At 25.0% G+C, this 24,691-nt stretch carries 19 protein-coding genes, 1 tRNA gene, 1 rRNA gene and 1 riboswitch; of the genes, 5 read left to right on the top strand and 16 right to left on the bottom strand.

Features of this window, described 5'->3' with window-relative positions:
• Nucleotide 1: 1 nt before the first annotated feature.
• From KYD98_RS15575 to KYD98_RS15555, 5 genes are all read right to left on the bottom strand, one after another.
• Nucleotides 2-1,198 (bottom strand): ABC transporter permease, encoded by a 1,197-nt coding sequence (locus KYD98_RS15575; RefSeq protein ID WP_219780974.1) that lies wholly within the window; start codon nt 1,196-1,198, stop codon nt 2-4.
• Nucleotides 1,199-1,214: 16 nt separating this feature from the next.
• Nucleotides 1,215-2,378 (bottom strand): ABC transporter permease, encoded by a 1,164-nt coding sequence (locus KYD98_RS15570; protein ID WP_219780973.1) that lies wholly within the window; start codon nt 2,376-2,378, stop codon nt 1,215-1,217.
• Nucleotides 2,379-2,495: 117 nt separating this feature from the next.
• Nucleotides 2,496-2,570, bottom strand: a tRNA-Arg gene (locus KYD98_RS15565).
• Nucleotides 2,571-2,694: 124 nt separating this feature from the next.
• The gene (locus KYD98_RS15560) at nt 2,695-3,369 is read right to left on the bottom strand and encodes a DUF6483 family protein (RefSeq protein ID WP_219780972.1); all 675 of its coding nucleotides are present in this window, start codon (nt 3,367-3,369) and stop codon (nt 2,695-2,697) included.
• Complete coding sequence (locus KYD98_RS15555; RefSeq protein ID WP_219780971.1) at nt 3,356-5,773, bottom strand: cation-translocating P-type ATPase; 2,418 nt, start codon at nt 5,771-5,773, stop codon at nt 3,356-3,358. Before KYD98_RS15555 ends, KYD98_RS15560 begins: the two co-directional genes overlap by 14 nt.
• Nucleotides 5,774-6,046: 273 nt before the next feature.
• Between KYD98_RS15555 and KYD98_RS15550 the strand changes: the two genes are divergently transcribed.
• Entirely contained in the window at nt 6,047-6,772 is a 726-nt protein-coding gene (locus KYD98_RS15550; RefSeq protein ID WP_219780970.1) for a lysophospholipid acyltransferase family protein, read from the top strand.
• A gap of 393 nt (nt 6,773-7,165) precedes the next feature.
• Nucleotides 7,166-8,746 carry a DEAD/DEAH box helicase gene (locus KYD98_RS15545; protein ID WP_219780969.1) on the top strand — a complete coding sequence of 527 codons (1,581 nt, stop codon included), beginning with the start codon at nt 7,166-7,168 and terminating at the stop codon, nt 8,744-8,746.
• A 72-nt stretch (nt 8,747-8,818) separates the two neighbouring features.
• Here the strand turns inward: KYD98_RS15545 and KYD98_RS18450 are convergent, their stop codons facing one another.
• From KYD98_RS18450 to KYD98_RS15515, 6 genes are all read right to left on the bottom strand, one after another.
• Nucleotides 8,819-9,328: an Hsp20/alpha crystallin family protein gene (locus tag KYD98_RS18450; protein ID WP_219780968.1), complete on the bottom strand. Its 510-nt coding sequence runs from the start codon at nt 9,326-9,328 to the stop codon at nt 8,819-8,821.
• A gap of 227 nt (nt 9,329-9,555) precedes the next feature.
• Nucleotides 9,556-10,176, bottom strand: coding sequence for an HDIG domain-containing metalloprotein (locus KYD98_RS15535; RefSeq protein ID WP_219780967.1), 621 nt, complete (start codon nt 10,174-10,176; stop codon nt 9,556-9,558).
• A 306-nt stretch (nt 10,177-10,482) separates the two neighbouring features.
• Nucleotides 10,483-10,824 carry a P-II family nitrogen regulator gene (locus KYD98_RS15530; protein ID WP_219780966.1) on the bottom strand — a complete coding sequence of 114 codons (342 nt, stop codon included), beginning with the start codon at nt 10,822-10,824 and terminating at the stop codon, nt 10,483-10,485.
• Between the two features lie 17 nt (nt 10,825-10,841).
• Entirely contained in the window at nt 10,842-12,089 is a 1,248-nt protein-coding gene (locus KYD98_RS15525; protein ID WP_219780965.1) for an ammonium transporter, read from the bottom strand.
• A gap of 125 nt (nt 12,090-12,214) precedes the next feature.
• Nucleotides 12,215-13,168 carry a phosphotransferase family protein gene (locus tag KYD98_RS15520; RefSeq protein WP_219780964.1) on the bottom strand — a complete coding sequence of 318 codons (954 nt, stop codon included), beginning with the start codon at nt 13,166-13,168 and terminating at the stop codon, nt 12,215-12,217.
• A gap of 162 nt (nt 13,169-13,330) precedes the next feature.
• Nucleotides 13,331-13,492 (bottom strand): DUF1540 domain-containing protein, encoded by a 162-nt coding sequence (locus KYD98_RS15515; RefSeq protein ID WP_219780963.1) that lies wholly within the window; start codon nt 13,490-13,492, stop codon nt 13,331-13,333.
• A gap of 294 nt (nt 13,493-13,786) precedes the next feature.
• On the opposite strand from KYD98_RS15515, the gene KYD98_RS15510 reads away from it, so the two are divergent.
• Nucleotides 13,787-14,875 (top strand): PRK06851 family protein, encoded by a 1,089-nt coding sequence (locus KYD98_RS15510; protein ID WP_219780962.1) that lies wholly within the window; start codon nt 13,787-13,789, stop codon nt 14,873-14,875.
• Nucleotides 14,876-15,048: 173 nt separating this feature from the next.
• Here the strand turns inward: KYD98_RS15510 and KYD98_RS15505 are convergent, their stop codons facing one another.
• Both KYD98_RS15505 and dapA read right to left on the bottom strand, forming a co-directional pair.
• On the bottom strand, nt 15,049-16,719 hold the full coding sequence (locus KYD98_RS15505; protein WP_219780961.1) for a SulP family inorganic anion transporter: 1,671 nt from the start codon (nt 16,717-16,719) through the stop codon (nt 15,049-15,051).
• Nucleotides 16,720-17,276: 557 nt separating this feature from the next.
• Entirely contained in the window at nt 17,277-18,143 is an 867-nt protein-coding gene (gene dapA, locus KYD98_RS15500) for a 4-hydroxy-tetrahydrodipicolinate synthase (protein WP_219780960.1), read from the bottom strand.
• A 116-nt stretch (nt 18,144-18,259) separates the two neighbouring features.
• Nucleotides 18,260-18,426, bottom strand: a riboswitch (Lysine riboswitch).
• A 258-nt stretch (nt 18,427-18,684) separates the two neighbouring features.
• On the opposite strand from dapA, the gene KYD98_RS15495 reads away from it, so the two are divergent.
• Nucleotides 18,685-19,488 (top strand): MBL fold metallo-hydrolase, encoded by an 804-nt coding sequence (locus tag KYD98_RS15495; protein ID WP_219780959.1) that lies wholly within the window; start codon nt 18,685-18,687, stop codon nt 19,486-19,488.
• A 171-nt stretch (nt 19,489-19,659) separates the two neighbouring features.
• Here the strand turns inward: KYD98_RS15495 and KYD98_RS15490 are convergent, their stop codons facing one another.
• Nucleotides 19,660-20,331 (bottom strand): TIGR01906 family membrane protein, encoded by a 672-nt coding sequence (locus KYD98_RS15490; RefSeq protein ID WP_219780958.1) that lies wholly within the window; start codon nt 20,329-20,331, stop codon nt 19,660-19,662.
• Nucleotides 20,332-21,039: 708 nt separating this feature from the next.
• A complete protein-coding gene (locus KYD98_RS15485; RefSeq protein WP_219780957.1) occupies nt 21,040-23,409 on the bottom strand; it encodes a glycoside hydrolase family 31 protein in 2,370 nt (789 codons plus the stop codon).
• Between the two features lie 144 nt (nt 23,410-23,553).
• Here KYD98_RS15485 and KYD98_RS15480 point away from each other — a divergent pair, with 144 nt between their 5' ends.
• Nucleotides 23,554-24,447 carry a helix-turn-helix domain-containing protein gene (locus KYD98_RS15480; protein WP_219780956.1) on the top strand — a complete coding sequence of 298 codons (894 nt, stop codon included), beginning with the start codon at nt 23,554-23,556 and terminating at the stop codon, nt 24,445-24,447.
• A gap of 167 nt (nt 24,448-24,614) precedes the next feature.
• On the opposite strand, the gene rrf is transcribed toward KYD98_RS15480, so the two are convergent.
• A 5S ribosomal RNA gene (gene rrf, locus KYD98_RS18555) occupies nt 24,615-24,691 on the bottom strand; the annotation flags it as partial.

Below are 24,691 nucleotides of genomic sequence, written 5' to 3'. Positions count from 1 at the left end.
TTTAATCACATCCTCTATTAATTAAAGTAATTGGATCCATTTTTATAATTTTTCTAGCAGGTATAATACTTGATAAAAAGCAAAATAAAAACATGATTCCACTACAACAAATCATGGATAATAATCCTATCTCCATATTTTCTATAAATAAAGAAACTATATATGAAAATGTAATTCCTAAAAATGTGCTCATAATAAATAGTAGCATTATTTCTCCAACTATTAATTTCAATAATTCATTTGGTGTACATCCTAATGAATATCTAATTCCAAACTCTTTCTTTCTTCGTAGTATTGATGATAATATCACTCCTACTAACCCTATAGATGATAAAATTAATAATATAACTGATAATGTTATAGAAGCTATCATAGGGATCATATTACCATTTATATATTCATTTATCTCATAATTAATATCATGAGTATAACTTTCAATCCCATATTTTTTTCCTAAATCATTTATATCTTTAATAAATCTTTCACGATCTACGTCATTCCTTAACTTAATAAAATATTTATCACTACATATAGGTTTTTCCGACTCTGGTAACAACACAAACATCATATTTTCTGTTGAATTAATATCATTTGTTATATAGCCTCTAGATGATGTTGATAAAAAATAACTATTTTTATTAATCATATTGACAGCTGTAACATTATAATTTTTATTTGAAGTTGGAATATGTACATTTACTCCTTCTCCTTTTTTTAAAATATAACTTATATTATTACCAAATGCCATATTTAATTTTATATTATTTTCTTCTTTAAATATAGACATTCTTTCTTTATCACATAGCATACTAAAAAACGAATTATCCATTATAATTACAGGCTTGTCTCTATATAAATCATTTGGTCTATACAAATCATTCGTACTACTAATATATCCTACATCATATGTACCAATTGACATAACTCGTTCATCTTGTTTAATATCTCTATAAAATTTCTTTATGGAAATATTATCACTTTCATTTAAATCTCTAAATGGAGGTGTTGTATTTATAATAGTATATAAAATATCTGTACCTATTATTGATTTTACTTTAGAAATATGTGAAATATTCATTTCAAAAAAACCTATTCCAACTGCTAAACAAAATGAAGAAATAAATAATTGAATAAAAATCAAAATACTTTTCCTTTTCTGTTTTTTATATGATTGTATTATCATTTCTAAACTACTCAACTCTATCCCTCACTTTCTAAGCATTTCTTAGTGCTTCTATAGGCTGCATATTCATCATTTCTTTTATTGGTACTATAGATGATATAATTCCACATATACATGCAACTAAAAATGAACCTAATACATTAAATATTGAAGGTATACAGTTAAACCCAATATTACTTAACATGTTTTTAAATATAATAGGTATTATATATTGAATAAATAATGCAATACACATTGAAAACGTAGCAATAATTATACTTTCTACTATAATTGAATATATAATATTACTATCTAATTCTCCTAATAATTTTTTTATGCAAATCTCTTTTCTTCTATTTAAAATCCAAAATCGAGATAAATTAATTACATTGATTACAACTATGACTAATATTGTTCCTGCTATAAACAAAGTACCAAATATACTGTTAAATATATTACTATTATTTCTATTTTCTAAATAATCAAAATCTATATTATAACTACAGCTTGTATTTTTCAATTGATCATCTAATATAGTTGTTACTTTACTTTGAACATATTCTCTATCTGTACTTTTTGTTCGTAATACTAATGTTATTGAATTCCTATCTTGTCCATTAATATTCAAAAGTTCTGAACATGTATTATACGGTATATATATTACATCATCCCATTGTGTAGCTCTATTTTCTCTTCCAGAAATACCTATTACTTTGTATTTTTCGTTTAAAATTTCTACTTTAGAATTGTCATCAATACCATTAGGGAATAATTTATCTGCTAAATTTTTACCTATTATAACTACTTTCTCATTGTTTTTAAAATTACTTTCATTAAAAAAATCTCCTTCTATTATAGGAATATGCCAATTGCTTTTTTCTTTAAACATAGTCAATACAACTGTTGATTTTAATTTTAAATCATTATTAATTTCTAATGAATCTAAATTGATAATTTGAACTTCTCCAATATTTGTAATATTATTTATAATACTATTAATATTTTTCTTTAATTCAAGATTATTTTCTGTAAAATCTATATTCGCTAATGTAATATTTTTAACATATCCTGATGTACTATCAAGATTGTATTCTATACTCTCTTTTATTACACTTATTCCTATAGATAAACTTAAAATTCCAATTATATATCCTATACTTAAGAAAATAACTTCTAATAAATTTCTTCTATAATTTTTTAAAATATCTATAATCATTTTTATCACTCCACAACAACAATCCTCTGTAATTCTATTATAATTATTCAATATAATTCCATATTAATATGCAATAAAAGCTACAACCTTTAATGCTGCTAGGTTGTAGCTTTTTATTGGTATCCCCAGTAGGAATCGAACCTACATCTGTCCCTTAGGAGGGGACTGTTCTATCCATTTAACTATGAGGACACATGTTTGTTGAAATTACATAATAAATTGTATTATACTTACTATTTATTGTCAAGTAAGCCATGTCCTGATCTATTTATCACTATGTTTTTAGTAAATGTTGATATTATGTATGATATCAACATTATTTTAAAGCATATCCCTGATCTAATAATTTTTTAAGTTCTAAATAGCTATCTTCTACTTCTTCTATTGGGAGATTCCCATTTATTAAAACTTCTCTACTCTTTTGTTTAAGTCTAGTATAAAACTCTATTCCTTCTTGTATGATATTTTTATCATTATTACTTTTTTCTACTATATAAAATATCATATCTTCTACCTTATCAAATCTTTCAATTAATTCATAAAGTTTTATTACTCTCTTATCATCTTCTAAAGGAATATCATAATTACTCAATTCATCTAAAAGCATTAAGATATCTTCATTATATTTTTTAGTTTCAATGTCTTCTTCTTCATAAGCTTGATAAAATGCTTGTAATGACTTTTGATAATAGATTGCCATCTTATTATCATCTTTTTCTTTTGAACAAACAATACCTTGAAGTTGCAACAATTCTCCTAGTGCTATATACTTCCAAACATTAAAATAACTATCTCTACTTATTATATCTTTGATGCTATTAAATGATAATGTATCTATAGTATCTATTTCTAGACCAACTAAATTTTTTAATTGCTTATTTATTGCTTTTTTAGCTTTTTCAAAATCTCCTTTTAAAACTTCCTTATTTACCTCTTCTTTTACTAAATCTAAGCTATGTTCCATTTCTTTCATATAATCATTTTTTAACACCCTTATCACCTCTGCAAATTATCTTATATCTATGCTTAAATTTATTATTAACCTTTTTTCTTACAAAATCCACTATTTTAGTTATTGATGGTCCTGAGGCTACTATTACAGCTAAAGAAATAATCCAATGTCTTAATTTAATTACTTCTAATGTGAATATCCATCTTCCTATAGGAGTTATGAATGCTAGTGTTACTATTCCAAACATAGCAATACCTAATCCTAATTTAAATTTTGTTAATGGTCTAGAAACCTTAAGTAAAATAACCATACTAGTTCCAGCAAGCATTAACAATGCTAATGTTCTACTATATTCTATAGAACCTCCTATGTGACGTGAAATCATAAATGTTAATGTTGTAAATAATGCTAGAAATATTCCATTTGGAATACTTACTGTTAATATTCTTTGTAAAAAACCTCTTTTAACAGCACCACGACTAGGTAATAAAGCTAAAAAGAATGCTGGAATACCTATTGCACAACTTCCCACTAATGACATTTGTATTGGCAAAACTGGAAATGGTAAGAACAGTATTGAAAATACAAAAGCTAAGATTATAGAATATACTGTTTTTGATAAAAATAATTCTGCAACTATTTCTAAATTATTAATTTGTTTTCGTCCTTCTTCAACAACCTTAGGCAACGCTGAAAAGTCTGATTTTAATAATACTAGTTGCGCTACCGCCTTTGTAGCCTCAGATCCATTTGCCATAGCTATCCCGCAATCTGATTCTTTTAATGCAAGGACATCATTAACACCATCACCAGTCATAGCAACTGTATGATCCATTTTTTGCAATGCCTTTACTATTCTTCTTTTTTGATGAGGTGTTACTCTTCCAAATACAGTATTTTCTTCAATAACTTTTATAAATTCTTCTTCATTTTCAGGTAAAGTCCTAGCATCTACAGTTTTATCCCATCCATGAACTCCAGCTCTTTTAGCAACTGTTGATACTGTTACTGGATTATCTCCTGATATTATTTTAACTTCTACATCTTGTTCATGAAAATATTTTAACACCTTCGGTGCTTGTTCTCTTATTATATCTTCTATTAATACTAATGCTGCTGCTGTTATTTTACCTGCTAATGTTTCACTTAATTCATTATTTTCAATCTTTGCTAGAAGCAAAACTCTTCTTCCTTTTTTTGCTTCATCATCTACACTTTCTTTTATTTCATTATATGAATCATTTAATATTATTTCAGGTGCTCCAAGTACCCAACTTCCTGCCTTATCAAAAGTAATTCCTCCCCACTTTCTTTTAGAAGAAAATGCTATGCTTTTTAAACATTTTAAATCTGAAGAATTATCTTTATATTTTTCTAAAATAGCTTTTTGAGTAGCATTTTTACTTGGGAGATTGTGTGCTAATCCAGATAGTACATTATCAATTTCCACTGTATCTATATCACCAATACTTTTAACATCTACTAAATTTAAGTTTCCCTCTGTTAAAGTTCCTGTTTTGTCTAAACATAAAACATCAACTCTTGCTAAAACTTCAGTAGCACATAATTCTTGAACTAATGTATCATATTTAGATAACTTTATTATAGCCACTATAAATGTAGCACTAGTTAATAACACTAAGCCTTCTGGTACCATCCCTATAATTCCTGAAACAGTCCCTATTGCTGCCTCTTGCCATGTTATATCTTTTACCCTAAGTTGAGTTACCGTTAATAAAACAGATAAAGGGATTATTATCCATATTATAACTCTAAAAATTTTATTTATAGAATTTTGCAGTTCTGAATTTATTAATTTAAATTTTCTAGCTTCATCAGCAAGCTTTGCTGCATAAGTTTCTTTACCAACACTAGTTACCTTAGCATATGCATCTCCAGCCACAACAAAACTTCCTGACAGCAGTTTATCATTATCATTCTTTACAATAGAATCAGATTCACCTGTAAGCATGGATTCATCTACTTCTAATCCACATTGAGATATTATTTTTGCATCTGCTAATATCTGATACCCTGTTTCTAAATATAATATGTCATCTAATACAATATTTTCTAATGGAATCTTTTTTAAAGTACCATTTCTAATTACATTAGCATATGGTTCACTTATAACTGATAATTTCTCTAATGTTTGTTTTGCTCTAAGTTCCTGTACTATACCAATTAAAGTATTAACTAATATTACACCTGCAAATATTGCATTTTTGGGTGAACCTGCTATTACAACTACAATAGCTAATATAATATTTATTGCATTAAAACTAGTAAATAAATTTGCTCTAATTATTTGCCATAAAGTCCTAGAAGGTACTTTAGGTATGTAATTTACTTTTCCTGATTTAATTCTTTCTCTTACTTCCTCATCACGAAGTCCTATTATGTCTCTACTTATTACTGTATTCTCTAGTTCAATATTTTCCATTTAATCACTCCACATATTAACTAAATTATGTTTTTATTTTTAACATATAAATTTTACAACAAAATTCTTAAGTTAATATTAATTATATATTTTTTTATTATACTTTTCCTTAAATTAATTTTAAATTTTAAAAAAATGTTTAAAAATCTTTGTTTTAATTTGGCTATGTTTTTATTTCTCATTTTATTAAGTATTTGCCCACTATCTTTTAAATAATACATTTTTATAATATACTATCTTTATAAGTCATTAAAATTAAGGATGTGTAATTATATGATAAGAACTATAATATTCTATTTTAGTGTTATTATAAGTTTATTATTTCTTTCTCTATTTGGAATAGAAATTAAATTCTTAGAAAAAAAAGGTGATACTAAAAAAAGAGCTGAATTTATCCATAAGACAACTACTAGATGGGCTAAATTTGTCATGAAATTAAGTGGTGCACGAGTTAATATAATAGGAATAGAAAATCTACCAAAGGATCAAACAGTATTGTTTGTATCTAATCATCAAAGCAATTTTGATATTCCCTTACTAATGTCATCTATTGATGTTCCAAAAGGTTTTATTGCAAAGAAGGAATTAGAATCTTGGCCATTTATTAGTACTTGGATGAAACATTTAAATTGTATATTTATGGATAGAAAAAATTTAAGAAAATCTGCACAATCAATAGTTGAAGGTATTAAATTATTAAAAAATGGATATTCTATGGTTATATTCCCTGAGGGAACTAGAAGTAAAGGAAAAGAAATTTCTGAATTTAAATCTGGAAGTTTTAAACTAGCCACAAAATCTAAATGTTTAATAGTTCCAATAACTATAAATGGTACTTACAAATTATTAGAACAAAATAAAAATATTATTAGACCAGCAGATATAGAAATTTTTATACATGAACCTATAACTACAAAAGATTTAACTAAGGAAGAAGAAGATAATTTACCAAGTAAAGTTCAATCAATAATAGTTAGTAAATATAAACATATTAACTAATATTAGTAACCTAAGGAAAATAATTTAGACTAGTAAGGACTTATAGATTTGAATAAGTTTCAAATTTATAGGTTCTTTTCAAAGTTTGCAATAAAATTATTGAAATTTAGCACTTTATTAAATTTTTACCCATAATATTTAACAATTCGTTAATGAAAACATCGGTCACTTTAATAGATAAATTTTGTTTTTTATTTCTTTTAACTATTAATTGCATTTTTATAATATAAAATGTTATTAAATATATTATAAGGTAATATTTTTTTTGACATGATACCTATTACTCTGTTAAACTTATTTTATTTGGCTTATAGATGAAAAAAATTAATTTTAAAAAAACATTATCTAAAGTAAAAAACTAATCAATTTTAAATAAAGAAACGAGGATATTTAATGAACAATAATCAATTTTCTATTTTAGGTCTTAAAGATACTATTGTAAAAGCAATAGATGACCTTGGTTTTACTAAACCTTCACAAATCCAAGAAGAAAGTATACCAGTAACACTTCAAGGATTTGACTTAATAGGGCAAGCACAAACTGGTACTGGAAAAACTGCAGCTTATGGATGTCCTATACTTAGCAAAATTACTAAATCTGAAGGAATTAAAGCTCTTATTTTAGCACCAACAAGAGAACTTGCAGTTCAAGTTAATGATGAGCTTAATAAACTTTCAAAATATGAAAAAACTGTTGTATTACCTGTTTATGGTGGAGAATCAATAGATAGACAAATAAAAGCATTAAAGAGAAACAATGTAGACATAGTTGTTGGAACTCCTGGTAGAGTACTTGATCTTACTAAAAGAAAAATTCTTAAATTAGACTCTATAGAATGTTTAGTATTAGATGAAGCTGATGAAATGCTTAATATGGGATTTATTGATGATATAGAAACTATAATAAATCATACTCCTGACGAAAGACAAACATTACTATTTTCTGCTACAATGCCACAACCAATAGCAAAGCTTGCTAAAAATTATATGAAAGCTGATGTTAAACATGTTGCTATTAAAAAAAGTTCTCTTACAGTTTCTAAAATTGAACAAAATTATTTTATGATTAATAATAAACATAGATTAGAAGCTCTTTGTAGATTATTAGACTTAGATAATCCATCTTCTGCTATAATCTTCTGCCGTACAAAAAGAGGTGTTGATGAACTAGTTGAAGAATTACAATCTAAGGGATATGTAGTTGAAGGAATGCACGGTGATATGACTCAAGTTCATAGATTAACTACATTAAAGAAATTTAAAGAAGGTTCTTTAAATCTATTAATTGCTACTGACGTTGCTGCTAGAGGAATTGACGTTGATGGTGTTACTCACGTAATAAATTACGATTTACCACAAGATGTAGAATCTTATGTTCACAGAATCGGAAGAACTGGTAGAGCTAATAGAACTGGTACTGCTTATTCTTTAGTAACTCCAAAAGATTTTTCAATGCTTAAACAAATTCAAAAAGTAACTAAAAGTACTATAACTCAAAAAGCTATTCCAACTGCAGAAGAAATTCATAATAAGAAATTTAATAATATGGTATCAGAAATTAAATCAACTATTGATGAAGGAGATTTTTCTAAATTTATTCCTAGTGCAATAGAATTAAATGAAAACTATGATCCTATATCTATAATTGCAGCTTTAATAAAAGTAAAATTTGAAAATGAAAGTGTTTTTGAATATAGTTCAAATAAATTAGAATCACCTAGCAAAAAAGAAGATGTTCGTTTATTCTTCTCTGTAGGAAAAAGAGATGGTTTAACTCCAAAAGTTCTAATAAACTATATTAAAGATATGACTAAAATTAACGCTTCAGCAATTGGTCAAATAGATCTTATGGAAAACTTCTCATTTGTAACTGTTGAAGAGGGCGTTTCTTCAAAAATATTAAACAAATGTCCTGGCGGTAAGATTAACAAAAAAAGAGTTAATGTTGAGATTGCAAATAAGCGTAAAAAATAATATATAGCTTTTATGTAATATTAGGGAAGATTTATATTAGGGAAATCCTAAATTAATATCCTCCCTTTTTATTTAATCTTCAATATAATCATTTACATCAACTATCTTTGATTTTGAATCTAAAATATACTTTTTAGGCATCGATATTCTAAGTACACCATTTTCCATAGTTTTTATTAATTTAGTTTCTTCAATTGCTTCAATATTATCAAATTCTTTTATATAATTCTTTTTAACCATATAGTTAGATGTAAACATTCCATTATTAGCTTTGTTTATCTCAAACTTATTTAGATTAATAGAAATTTTCCCTGGATTATACTGTATACTTGTTTGCCTTAAATCAACCCCCTTTAATTCTATACTTAAAACATACATATCATCATATTCTTCTAAATTAATAAATTCAGCTTTTTCTTCTTGTTCCTCTACTTGATTATTTAATCCATAAGTATCATCTTTAATATTATATTCTTCTGTGAAAATAGATATATCAATATTCTCTAAAAGGTTTCCTATAATACTACCTACTCTATTTAAATCAATAGTGCCTCCAAATTTAAAAGGAAATATTCTAAACACAATATACCTCTAATACAAATTACTATAATTTATATTATTAAAAAACTTATTAAATGTTAAACTTAATCTATTATTAATTTAAATTTTTAAATTTAATGCATATTCAAATAAATAACAACTCTTTATGATAGTGTATTTTGAGCCACACTTCATCAGCAGAAGTTTACCATATTTTATAACAACATAATCTAATCATTTTTTATAAAACTCTTTTTTATATTATTTATCTACATTTCTCTAATAAGTATTTCTTTAAATTTATTTATATCTTTTTCTGTATCCTCTCTATCTAAAGAGTTTAATCCACCTCTCCCAAGCCTATCACTAAGCGAAACTAAAGATATATCATCTATATCAACATCTTTTAATAATCCAGTAATATCTTTAAATTTTAAATCTTTAGTTACAAACAAACTTTGCATATGCCATCTTATTAGGTATTTTACTTGTAATATAAATTCTTCACTTTGATTAAAATATTTTAAAAATTCTTCTGCCATTTCTGCACCTACTTTGTCATGATCATAAGATGTTAATCTTCCCTTTCTCATTTTAGTAGTTGGCTTTTTACCTATGTCATGTAATAAAAGTGTCCACATAAATACTCGTTTATCTCTACTTTTATCCCTATTTTTAGCACCTTCATCTACTACCATCATTGTATGTATAAACACATCACCCTCTGGATGAAATTTAGGATTTTGAGGAACCTCTTTTAATTCACCAATCATTGAAAATGGATATTTATTAAATGTTCCATTACTTAATTCTTTTTCTAAAAATATAGATGGTTTATCATCATTAATTAAATGTTCTTCTATTTTTAAAAATATATCTATATCTTTCATATCATTTTTTCTCCTACTATAATATTTAAATTAATAATGTTTTAAAACATTGTTGATATTGTAGTATAAATATCAGCATTCACTTAAAACATAGTGTACTATTATTATTCCAAAAACCTAAAGTATTATAATAAAGTATATAAAAGAAAATAATAGATTAAAAATATACAAACTTAATACTCCATTACTTTTTTAATACAACTAAAGCTCTGTTAAAATTATAAATCTATAACTTAACAGAGCCTTTTTTAATAAATAAAATATTTTATAAATTACTATATTTTATTCAAAGTATATTTAAAATGTTCATGATAATGCTGTTATACCTCTTTCACCAGTTCTAATTCTTATACAGTCACTGATATCAGTAATAAATATTTTTCCATCCCCGACTTCTCCAGTCCTAGCAATTGAAGTAATTATTTCAATTATCTCTTCTAATTTATTATCCTCTACAACCATCTTAAGTTCTATTTTAGGCATGATATTCATTATATCATCTTCATCTTCATAAGATTCCACCCAACCATGTTGTTTTCCACACCCCATAACTTGACTAATTGTTACTCCACTGATTTTTGCTTCTTTAAGAGCTAATTTAATAGCTTCTAATTTTGATGGTCTTATAATAGCTTCAATTCTTTTCATAAACAATCATATCCTTTCTAATCAAGTCCTGTAAAGGATGGATAAGCAATCTCACTGTGTTGTGAGATATCAAGTCCATCAAACTCTTCTGAACTTGTAACTCTAATATCCACAAATTTTTGCATAACTTTTATAATTATAAACGTACTAATACCTGCAAATGCTATGGTTATAATAATACTAATAATTTGTGCTTCAAATAACTTAAACTCCCCAAAAATCAATCCATTCCATTGTGCTGCTGAATTAATAGATTTCTCTGTAAAAATGCCTGTTGCTATTGCACCCCAAATACCGCCTACACCATGACATCCAAATACATCAAGTGCATCATCATAATTAAACTTAGGCTTAATATAATTCATGAAGAAAAAGCATATAGGAGATCCTATTGCTCCTATTATTATTGATGCATAAACAGGTACAAATCCTGCTCCAGGTGTTATAGATACTAAACCTATTACTGCACCTGTTATCGTTCCTAAAATAGTAGGATTGCCATGTTTTATTTTTTCGATTAACATCCATGAAAGCATCCCAGCCGCTGCAGATGTATTAGTTGTTAAAAATGCATGCACTGCAAGTTCTCCTGAACTTAATGCACTTCCTGCATTAAATCCAAACCATCCAAACCAAAGTAATGCAGCTCCAAGAAATACAAATGGTATATTATGAGGATTGTATTTCATTTTACCGTATCCTTTTCTTGGTCCTAATATTATACATGCAACGAGTCCTGAAATTCCTGAACTTATATGAACTACACTTCCTCCAGCAAAATCTAATGCTCCTAAATTTTTTATAATTCCACCATCTCCCCATACCATATGTGCAAGTGGATAATAAACAAAAACTGACCATATTCCTACAAATATAAATAATGATGAAAATTTTATTCTATCTACCAATGATCCTGTTATTAATGCTGGCGTTATTATAGCAAACATCATTTGAAATGTTGCAAAGAGAATGTGAGGTATATTATTAGCATAAATAGGATTAGGATCTGCTCCAACACCTATAAAACCTATGTAATTAAATCCACCAACTATTCCTCCTATATTTTCTCCAAATGATAAAGAATATCCTATTACTACCCATAATACAGATGCTAATCCACATATAAAAAATGAAGACATAATAGTGTTTAATATATTCTTTCTACGTACCATACCTCCGTAGAAGAATGCTAGTCCCGGTGTCATTAAGAACACAAATGCCGTACATATCAGCATAAATGCGCTATCTGCTAAGTTAATATTCATATATATCCCCCCTATAAAAATATAAAACAAAGGCGTTTAAAGCCTATGCTCTAAACGCCTTTGTTTATTATATTGATAATATTAATATAATTAATAACTACTGTCAATATATTATTTATTGTCTTCTATTCAAATATATCTAATGTTTTCATTATAATTCCTTTAATCTCTTTATATTTATTAGGCATCTCTTCATTTGCACTTATAAGTTGAATTAAATTAACCAAATCTCTAAGTTTAGCTATTTTATACCAATCTTTAATAAGTTTTTTATCTGAATATTTATTATATTCTTTTTCAAATATATTAACTAATTTTTCATTAAAATAGTTTTCATATCTAAATAACTGTCCTATATCAGCTAATGCATGCCCTGCCATTGAAAATTCCCAATCTATAATCCCTGCTAATTTATTATTATTAATAAGTATATTAGTTCCTTGAAAATCTCCATGTACTAATGAAATATCTTTATCTAAATCAATTAAAACTTGAAAATTATTTTTTACTATATTTTTAATCCTATCAACAACATCTTGTCCTAATCTATTTTTAAAATTTATATCCATAAAATTATCATACCATGTATATAATGATGGTAGATTCTCTACTACTTCTAGTTTATCATTAAATTTTCCTATACTATTAAATTTAAATTTATGAATAGTAGCTAAAGCTTTAGCTACTTCTTTTATAAACTCCTCATCAATAACATACCCATTCTTTATAGCTTGACCTAATGTTTGACCCTCTATATATTCATAAAGTCCAAACCTTCTATTATTAATAATAGAACTCTTTAAAATGCAATATATATTTTGTACTGGTACTTTATCTTTAAGTAATTTTAATAAATTATTTTCTTTTTCATAATCCCAATTTAATTCCGGAAAAATTTTTAATATATATTTTTTATTTAAATTAGTAATTTTTAAAATATAATTACTTGTCCTACATCCTTCATTAATTGGAATTATATTTTCAATTGTATTTCCTTCTAATATTTCATCAAGAAGTTTATTTGCGATATCTACATCTATATTAAAAAATGGAAGTGATCTTTCCCAATTGTATTCCATTTATTTATCCTCCATAAAATCATTAAAAAATTCAAACTAAGATTAGCCTAAACTTTTTAATGTATATCGTCAATAGATACCTAAGAAAGAGTTTAAAGAAAAATTATTTTCTTTAAACTCTTTCTTTATAAAATAGTGTAATAAATAATTATATATTTATTATTAACTATTTAACACAAATGATTCACAATCTGTACATTCTATCTTTTTAGGATGTGCTTCATGTGTACCTACTTTTATTTGCTCTAATGTACAATAATTTTCATTTTGGTTATGGTATCTACAATTTTTTATTGAACATTTTATACTTGGATTTTTTTCCATTATAATCAACTCCCTAAGTTTACTTCAAAATTATTATTTACTTTATAAATAAATTTATACTCAAATAAATTTTTATAATTAATGCTTTTATTGTTTAAATATAGTTTTTTAACTTTATTTTATCTCTACTTATGCATTTATCTTAATTTTACTATTTAACTCCTTTTAAAAACTTATGTCTAATTTTTTATAGAAATTTTAAATTAAAAATTTTTTTAATTTACACATATATTTTTTTTAATCATATATTATTTATTGTTAGTATTATTTTTTATAAATTAAGGAGTGATAATCTTGTCTGGGAAAATTTTAAATTATTATGCATGCGCTAATACATCTAAAGGTTTTTGCAATTTATTTCCATCTAATTTAGAAGGATTAGATAAAATATTCATACTAAAAGGCGGTCCTGGCACAGGTAAATCTACACTCATAAGATCAATAGGTAACTATTGGAATGAAAAAAATTATGATATAGAATTTATCCACTGTTCTTCTGATAATGGATCTCTTGATGGAGTAATTATTCCCAAGCTTAAGGTAGGTATAGTAGATGGGACAGCTCCCCATATTATTGAACCAAATGCACCGGGTGCAATAGAGGAATATGTGAATTTAGGAGTCGCTTGGAATAGTGATAAATTAAAAGAACATACAAATGAAATTATTAAAATTAAAAAGCATATCTCTACCTGCTATGAAAACGCTTATAAATCATTTGCAAAAGCTCTTGCAATACATGATGATTGGGAAAAAATTTATATTGAAAATATGAACTTTAAAAAAGCTGATACTATTGCTAAAGATATTATTGCTAAATTAGTAGGAAATTCTAATTTTAATAAAAAATCTAATATTAAGCATCGTTTTTTCGGTGGTGCTACTCCTAAAGGACCTGTTGATTTTGTTGAAAACTTAACTAGTGATATTCCAAAAAGATATTTTATAAAAGGAAGACCTGGTTCTGGTAAATCTACACTCCTAAAGAAGCTCGTCAAGGAATGTACTCTTAGAGGAATTGATGCTGAAGTTTATCATTGTGGTTTTGATCCTGATAGCTTAGATATGATAGTAATGAGAGAGTTAGGCTTATGTATATTTGATTCAACAGCACCTCATGAGTATTTTCCTTCAAGAGAAAATGATGAAATATTAGATATGTATAAAGAATTAATATCAGAAAATACTGATGAAAAATATGCTAGTACATTGTCTAGCATAACTACTAAATATAAAGAGCTAAATTCTAAAGGAATAGCTTACCTTGCAAAAGCAAAATCCTATCATGATGATTTAGAAAAAATTTATGTTTCTGCAATAGATTTTAGTAAAATTGACTCTATAAGAGACGATTTAATTAAATTAATAACTTCTTTAAAATAACATTAATTAAAATATTCAATAAAAACCATTATATCCTTTAATATAAAAAAGTTGATTCAAAATTATATTTTTAATTCTTTTGAATCAACTTATTATTATTTATATATAATCTAGTTAAGTTAATATCTTTAATTAACACTATCTAATTAAAAAATATACCCTAAATTTCTATTTTATGAAACACCACTCATAAAATTTCTTATTTTACTTATGTAACTACTTGCTATTTCTATAGCTTCTCTTTTAGTCTCATATATATTTTCATCTCCAATAATATCTGCAATTCCCATATTTCCTAAAACATGCATTGGTTGTTTTTGAACATGAGTTATTAGAAGTTTTATTTTATGTTTTTTACAATAATCAACTATTTTTTTCAAAGCATTTATTGCAGATGCATCTATTGCATAACTATGTCTCATATCTAATATAAGTACTTCTGTTGATGGTTTTACTGAATTTACTTTTATTAAAAAATCTTGTACTATTCCAAAAAATAAAGGTCCATCTACTTGATATACTGAAATTTTACCATCTGACTTTTTTAGCATATCTAATACATCATCATCAAATACCTCTTCATCTACTAAATCCCTAATTGCTGTAGTTTCAGAGACTCTTTTCATAAATAAGAACATTGTCATAATCATTCCAAAACCAATCGCAACTACTAAATCAAAGATTATAGTACAAAAGAAAGTAACTAATAACACAAATAAATCACTTTTAGGTGCTTTTAATAATGATTTAAATGTTCTCCATTCACTCATATTATAAGATACAATTGCTAATATTGCTGCTAATGATGTCATTGGTATTAATTTTGCAATTGGCATTAAAGCTAACATTATAATTAACAATGTTATAGCATGTACCATTCCTGATATTGGACTCTTACCTCCATTCTTTACATTAGCTGCTGTTCTAGCTATTGCTCCTGTTGCAGGTATACCTCCAAATAACCCTGAAACTATATTTCCTAATCCTTGTGCTACTAATTCCATATTTGAATCATGTGTATCACCGATCATTCCATCTGCAACAACTGCTGATAATAAAGACTCTAAACCTGCTAAAATAGCTATAGTCATAGCTGGTGCAAATAATTGGTTTATAGTACTTATGCTCATACTAGGCATAACAGGCATTGGAATAGCTGATGATAACTCTTGGAATCTATCACCTATAGTTTCTACTGGTAAATTCAAAAATTTCACCATTAAGGTAGCAACAATTAATGCAATCAATGAGCCTGGTATAGTTTTATTAACCTTTGGCCAAAAAACTATTATTAACACACAAATAATTCCTATGACTAATGTCCATATATTTAATGTGTTCATATTAGAAATATAACTTTGCCATTTAGGAATAAATTCTGCTGGTACCTTATCAATCTTTAATCCAAAAAAATCTTTAATCTGTGTTGATAATAATGTTATTGCTATACCACTTGTAAAACCTACTGTTATTGTTTGAGGTATGTACTTAATTAATGATCCAAATTTTAAAAGCCCCATTACAACTAATATAATCCCCGCCATTATTGAAGCTGTAATTAACCCGTTTAATCCATATTGCTGAATAATTGAGTATATTATTATTACAAATGCTCCGGTTGGACCCCCAATTTGTACTTTACTTCCTCCTAAAAAAGAAATTATAAATCCAGCAAAGATTGCTGTTATAAGTCCTTTTTCTGGTGAAACTCCCGATGATATTGCTAATGCTATAGATAAAGGTAATGCTATTATTGCAACAATAATTCCTGATATAATATCTTTTAATAATTGTTGCTTAGTAATTTCTTTACCTTTAATCATTTTAAATAGTTTAGGTATCATTTTTTAACAACTCCTTTTTTGTTACATATGAAAAAAATAATACACTAATTTTTTAAATTTATTATTAATCAAGCAATATAAATCTTCTTATTATTTAATTAAATATATTTTAAGTTAAGTATAATATTATAGTATAAATTCTATATATAAAGGTTTTTTTATCTTTATTAGTACATTACTTTATTTCATATGTGCAAATTTAACCCACTATATATTACTCCTAAAAGTTTTAATCGTCAAAAATTTTATGTTTAATATATATGTTGTAATTAAGTTAATGCATTTATAATCTTTTATATAATTTTTATAGAAAGCTATATCTTTAATTAGCAAACCTAATTAAAATCATATATATCATAAATTTCCAATATAAGTCGCTTACTATACTCATAAAATTCTCTACTGAATTTCACCATATTATAAACTTTTTTTAAAAATAAAAAGATAAAATTAAAAAGAATTATTAAATCCTTTTTAATTTTATCTATTCTAAATAGCCCTTATTTCTTATTGCTTTTGCTATATATTTTATTTTGCCCCATATATAAATAAGTTATTTATAATAATAACATATTATCTAATTTCTTTTCTAATTGTTCTGTTATATTTGTAAGCGGCAATCTTACTTCATCACTTTCTATTAGACCTTTTTTCTTTAAACAATATTTTAATGGTGTAGGATTTGGTTCCTCAAATAACATTGGTATAAATTCATCTAATTCCTTCCATATTCTAAGTGCTGATTGATGATCATTTTCTTTTATATAATTATATACCTTAATGAAATCTCTAGTTCTTAAACTAGCTGAGGCTAAAATACCTCCATCACCTCCAAGTGCAAGTGTTGTATAAAAAAGGACATCCTCCCCAGTTAATACCGAAAAGTCCTTTGGTGCATTTAAAATTAATTCTGACGTTTGTTTCATACTTCCTGAACAATCTTTTATACCTACTATATTTTCTAGTTCTGCTAATTTAAATATAGTATCATTTTCAATATTAGAGCCTGTTCTATAAGGAATATTATATATTATAATGTTTAAATCTGTTGATTCAGATATTCTTTTAAAATGTTCATAAATGCCTCTTTGATTTGGTCTTGAATAATAAGGTGATACTGATAATATACCGTCTACTTTATTGCTTTCTGCTATCTTTAATTTTTTAATTACTTCAATAGTATTATTTCCACCTAAACCAGTATAAACTTTTACCCTACCATTATTATATTCCATTGTTTTAGATAATATTTCTTCATATTCCTCATTTGATATTGTTGGACTTTCTCCTGTAGTTCCTAATGGTATAATTCCATCTACCCCTTCATTTATGTAATGATCTACTAAATTTTCATATGATTTAAAGTCTACCATACCTTCTTTAAATGGCGTGATAAGTGGAACTATTATTCCTTTAATTTTCATTATTAATCCCCCTAACTAATTTTTGCATAAGAAAAACCGTTGTAGTTATAACTACAACGGGTAGAGTTCATTTTTGCTAAAGCTTATAAAGATATTATATTAATAATATCCGATAAAATCCTTGTAGCACTCCACTTTCGTGACAGTTACACATATATTCTATGTATACCCAGAAATAAATTTTTGCATAACATATTTCTTCGGCCATTATACCTTTCCTTATTAATCAACGCTTGCCAGCTTCTAATAAGTACTATTTATAAACAGCTCCTCTACCTTAGGTCTTCGTATTCATTTTTACTTATTGTATCATTTACTTATAAAATTGTAAAGTAATTACAATAAATTTTACATATTCATCCTTGTCCTTAGAACTTATAAATTTTATAATATACTTAATTTCAATGCATGAAGGACTATTTCAAAATAAATATAATATATTTTAAAATAATGTATTTATTATAGTAAACAAACAAAAATTTTTCAAATTCATAATAGAATTTCTGAAATAGCCCTATATAAACAATTAAAGGAGATAAAAATGGAAAATTTAACTATACTCGGTACTGGCTCTGCTATGGTAACGAAATGCTATAATACTTGTTTTACTTTATCAAATAATAATGATCATTTTCTTATTGATGCAGGTGGTGGAAATACAATATTATCAAATCTTGAAAAATCAAATATATCAATTAATCAAATACATAATATGTTTATATCACATAATCATAACGATCATATACTAGGAAGCATATGGGTAATCCGTGCTGTAGCTCAAGGAATATTGAATGATAAATACACTGGAAATTTTAATATTTATTGTCATAAAACTTCTATTACTGCAATTAAAACAATATGTTCTTTTGTGCTTCAAAAAAAATTCTTAAAATTATTTGATGATAGAATTCTATTTATTGAAATTGAAAATAACAGTGAATTTAAAATCTTAGGAAGGAAAACAACCTTTTTCAATATAAATAGTACTAAACAATTACAATTTGGCTTTAAAACTACTCTATTAAATAATAAGCATCTAACCTTTTTAGGTGATGAACCTTTTAGAGAAAATCTAAAAATATATTGTGAGAATGTAGATTATTTATTCCATGAAGCATTTTGTTTATATTCTCAAAAAGATATATTTAAACCATACGAAAAACATCATGCTACTGTTAAAGATGCTTGTAAAAATGCTAATATTTTAAATGTAAAATCTATAATTCTGTATCATACTGAAGATAAAAATTTAGAAAAAAGAAAAGAACTATATACTAAAGAAGGTAAAGAAGAATTTAATGGTATAATTCATGTTCCTAATGATTTAGAAATTATTAAATTATAATAGTAGAGCTGTCTCAAAATCAACATACTATATAAAAAAGTTTATATTAAGTATAAAGCTCATGGACAGAGGAATTTACTTTAAAAACTCTAAAATAAAAATATTTTTGAGACAGCATCTCTTTATTTTAATTTCAACTATTTTTTTATATATTAAAGTAGTATTTTAATATTAAGACTTATTTCTATAATAAGAAATTTTAATATAAATAACTTGTAAGATTATCAAAATCAAAATAATTATTCCTAAAATCATAAAAAATTCTTCTGGTAAAACATTAATAATTGGATCTAATCTTGGATTAAACAACCAATAGTCATTTCTAAAAAATATTTTATGAAACAGAGTAAAATATTTTTTAAAATCTACTAAAATTGCTGTAATTAATAATATAAAAAATATAATTAAATAATTTGCACTAATATTTAGTATTTTATATTTATTTATAAACTCCTGATATATAAATTTATCTGTTCTATTTTTTAAAAATAAATATAAAATTAATATTATAATAAATATAATCATGTAAATATAAAGAAACACAAATATTCTTTTTACATCTTGAAAATGAATTTCTCCCTGAATACTCATAGAGAAATTATGGAACTCTAATTTTTTAATAAATGGATTCTGTAAATAATTAATTAACCCTCTATAATCATTCATAATTTCTTCTAGTGTTATTCCATTTTTCTCAGATAACCTATATTTTTTGATTACTATTTTATAAATAGGAGTTAAATTTAATGTAATAATTACTGATAATACAATAATAAATAATGAATTAAATACTCCTAATATATTATTAATAATAAATTTTAAATTTTGATATTTTTTATTCATTTATTTTTCCTCTATATTTTATATATTGTATTTTTTAAATCTCTATATTTTAAGTGAATGTTGATATTATAAAACATAACTTTTATATAAAAATTTATTTAATTTTCTTATTATAATTATAATCTATTAAGAAGTTTGTTTAATACATATTTAATCTAAATAATTTTTAAAATTCATCTAATTTTGTTACTTATAAATTAACGTATTTAAATATTAATAAAAAATACTACAAATTCATGTTTTAATATAACTTATCCATAAAATTATCTTTTTATAATACTTCTTTAAAAATAGCAAATAGCTGATTTAAATTACTCCTAATTTAAATCAGCTATTTTTTCAGTTACATTTTAATAAAAATTATATATTTAAACCAAAATATTACATTATCTTTTAAATCAATATTAATATAATCTCGTAATCTTAAACTATAATTTTAATTTACTTTATATTGCAATATTAATACTGCTTTAAATCATAGTTAAATATCAAAATTTTATTTTAATATTTAATAAGCTTAAAATTATTTTAAATATATTATTCTAACTAAATTAATACCTTTATAATGCTTTATAGGAAATTATATCTTTAATTAAAAATACCTAATTACAAATGTATATATCAATAAATTTTCTATATAATCTCCTCACTATATTTATACTTCATACTGTTTATAAATATTTTAAACTTTGTATTAATTAACAAACTTTATTGAAGCTTATATATTTTCAATATACCTTCTATTGCTGGTAATAATATAATGATTTGTTTTCCTTGTTTTTCATAATTTATATTAGCATTATTAAATTTAACTTGTGATATATTCTCAGAATTAATAACTATTTTAAAATTATCATATTTCTTTTTATATTTTGAATGTGGGAATTTTATTTCTATATCTACTTCATTAATATTTTCACTCATATTGAAGCTATATAAGTTATATTTACCTTCTTTATATGCAAAGCTTTCTGCATCATCTAAGTAATGTGTATACTGTCCATTTCCTGGATATATATCAAGTGTTAGTTCCTTAATATCCTTTTCCCCAATATAATTCTGTTCTGGATAATTAGGAATAATACTTCCCTTTTTAATATATATAGGACATAAATCTAACGGTGCTTCTCTCAATATTGATTTTTGTCCTTCTATTTCTTCTTTAGTCCAATAATCTATCCATGTACCTTCTGGTAAATATACTGCTTTTACCCTTTTACCTTGTTCAACAACAGGAGACACTAATATATTTTCTCCAACTAAAAATTGATCATTTATCTCATATACATTCTCATCATTACTATAATGTAATACTAAAGGTCTCATAACAGGTAAACCAGTACTTTCTCCATGCCATAAAAGATCATATAAATAAGGAATTAGTTTATATCTTAATTTTATATATTTTCTATTAATATCTAATGTTTCTTGATCAAATGCCCAAGGTTCTTGATCTCTTGTAGATAAGGCAGAATGATTTCTAAATAAAGTTGAAAAACATCCTACTTGAACCCATCTAGATAATAATTCCTTTGTACAATCAAAACTAAAACCACCTACATCTACACCAGCAAAACCTAATCCACTAAGTCCTAAATTACATAACATAGGAATTGACATTCTTAAATGTTCCCAAAAACTTTGGTTATCGCCTGTCCACACTGTAGAATATTTTTGTGATCCTGCATAACATGCTCTTGTTATTATAAATGGACGTTTATTTGTATATTCTTTTATTCCTTCGTAAGTAGCCTTATTCATTAAATGACCATATACATTATGAACCTCTCTATGATCTCCTCCACGGCCTTCATTATTAAATTGAACATCATCTGGTAATGGACCATTAAAACTTGCTGGTTCATTCATATCATTCCATATACCACTTACTCCTGTGTCCATCATTATTTTTTGATTGTTAGACCACCATTTTCTTACTTCACTATTTGAGAAATCAGGATACACTGCATCTCCTGGCCATACTTTATTTACATAAGTTAAACCATCTTTATCTGTTGCAAAATATTTGTTTTTTATCCCTTCATCATATATGTGATAACCTTTCTCTTTTTTTACACCAGGATCTATTATTGTCACTATCTTAAACCCATTCTCTTTAAGATCAGATAAAAATTTCTTAGGATTATTAAATTTTTCATTATCCCATGTAAATACCTTATAATTATCCATATAATCAATATCTAGATGTATAGCATCACAAGGTATATCATTTTCTCTTAAACTCTTTTCTAATTCTTTAATTCTACTTTGTGGATAGTAAGACCATCTTGATTGTTGATAACCTAATGTCCACATTTGTGGTAATGGTGTCTTTCCTGTTAAATATGTGTATCCACTCACAACATCACACATATTATCTCCATTTATAAAATAATAATCTAAATTTCCATCATCTGAAGCAAAATAATAGTAATCTTCATTTTCTTTTCCCATATCAAAATATGTTTTAAAATTATTATCAAAGAATATGCCAAATGTATTATTTCCTGTTAAAGTTATAAAAAATGGAATAGATTTATATAATGATTTAAATGATTCTACATGTGGAGTAGGGTCATCTGTATTCCACATTTCGTATTCATATCCTCTTTTATTTAAATAACCTGTTTTATCTCCAAGTCCATAAAACTTTTCATCACCATTAAGTTCTTTTACAACTTGTATTTTAAAATTATTGTTATAATCTACAAGTTTATGACCTTCCAAGGCTGATAATTGACTTTCCCCACGCCTTAGAAAAGGTTTTCTTTCTGCTTTGTAATCAGCACATAATAATTCTAAATTTTTATTATAAAAATCTACTTTAAAATTGTCATATACTCTAATTATTAAACTTCCAGTAGATACCTCTAAAAACTCTTCTTCTTTTTTTATATTATAATCACATTCTTTTATTTCAAGATTTTCTATTGCTCTAGAAAAATGATCCTCATATTTAAATGCTGAAAAAATATTTATTATATCTTTAGTTATTATTTCTATAATTCCTTTTCTATTTTCAAATTCTATATTTAATTTATTTCCATCTTTTACATATGAAATTATTTTACCAAACATATCTTAACCTCCTGATGTTATACTTGAATTTATATTGTTTTAAACTTACAATAACATTATATCTACTCATGTAACTATTATGTTGTATGATTTTGTCTATAAATAACATTATTTTTACTTTTTATTATATCTATGGAGGCAAATATGAAAACAAATACACTTAAAGAAAATGCAATTCATGGAGATGCTATGTTTCCATTAAAAATATATCGTAATACTGACTTTGAAGGTAACTACTCTTTACCATACCATTGGCATGAAGAAGTAGAAATTATTTATGTAGAACAAGGTGAAATTACCTTTAATATAGATATGAAACCAATAACTCTTTCTGCAAATCAATGCTTATTTATAAATAGTCATACATTACATTCTGCTAATGCATTAAACAATATACCGTCAGTACATCATGCTATAGTTTTTGATATGAACATATTAAGTAGCTCATTATATGACTATTGTCAAAATAAATATATTGATCCCTTATTAAATAATACTTTAAGTTTTCCAACATTAATTGATAATTCATTTACTTGCAATCAAAAGATATTATCAGAAATAAAAGAATTGATAAATATATATTATACAAAGTTTGATGGATGGGAGTTAGGAGTAAAAGCAAGTTTATTAAAAATTATTTCACTTATAGCTAGAGAAAATAAATTTATTAAAAATATTGCTATAAATTCTAGTTCAAATAACTATAAAGTTGAAAGAGTAAAATTAGTTCTTGATTATATATATAAAAGCTATAAAAATAAAATATATATTGATGATTTAGCAAAACAAGCTAATATGAATACTCAATATTTTTGTAGATTTTTTAAATCTATAACTGGTAAAAGTCCAATATTATATATTAATCACTATAGAATAGAAAAAGCTGCTAAGTTACTTCAAACTAAAGATTTCACAGTTATGGATATATGTTTCAATGTAGGATTTGATAATTTTAGTTATTTTATAAAAAAGTTCAAAGAATTTAAAAATTGTACTCCTAGTCAATATAGAAAAATGAATTTAAATCTTATAAAGTAAATTATATTAAATTTATTATTAATAATTCTCTTAAGAAATAATCTAAATAAAAAAGCTATGTATAAACTATTTTTTTAATTCTATACATAGCTAATTATTTTTTCATTAAAGATATATCTTTTTATACTAAAAAAGAGACAGTTATAATAACTATCTCTTTTACACTTACCTGGCAACGTCCTAATCTTCCACACAGTCTCCCATGCAGTACCTTCGGCGCTATAGATCTTAACTGTCCTGTTCG

This window comes from Clostridium weizhouense (genome assembly GCF_019431045.1).
Taxonomy (GTDB): domain Bacteria; phylum Bacillota; class Clostridia; order Clostridiales; family Clostridiaceae; genus Clostridium; species Clostridium weizhouense.
This window is presented reverse-complemented; position numbering and strand designations above follow the sequence as displayed.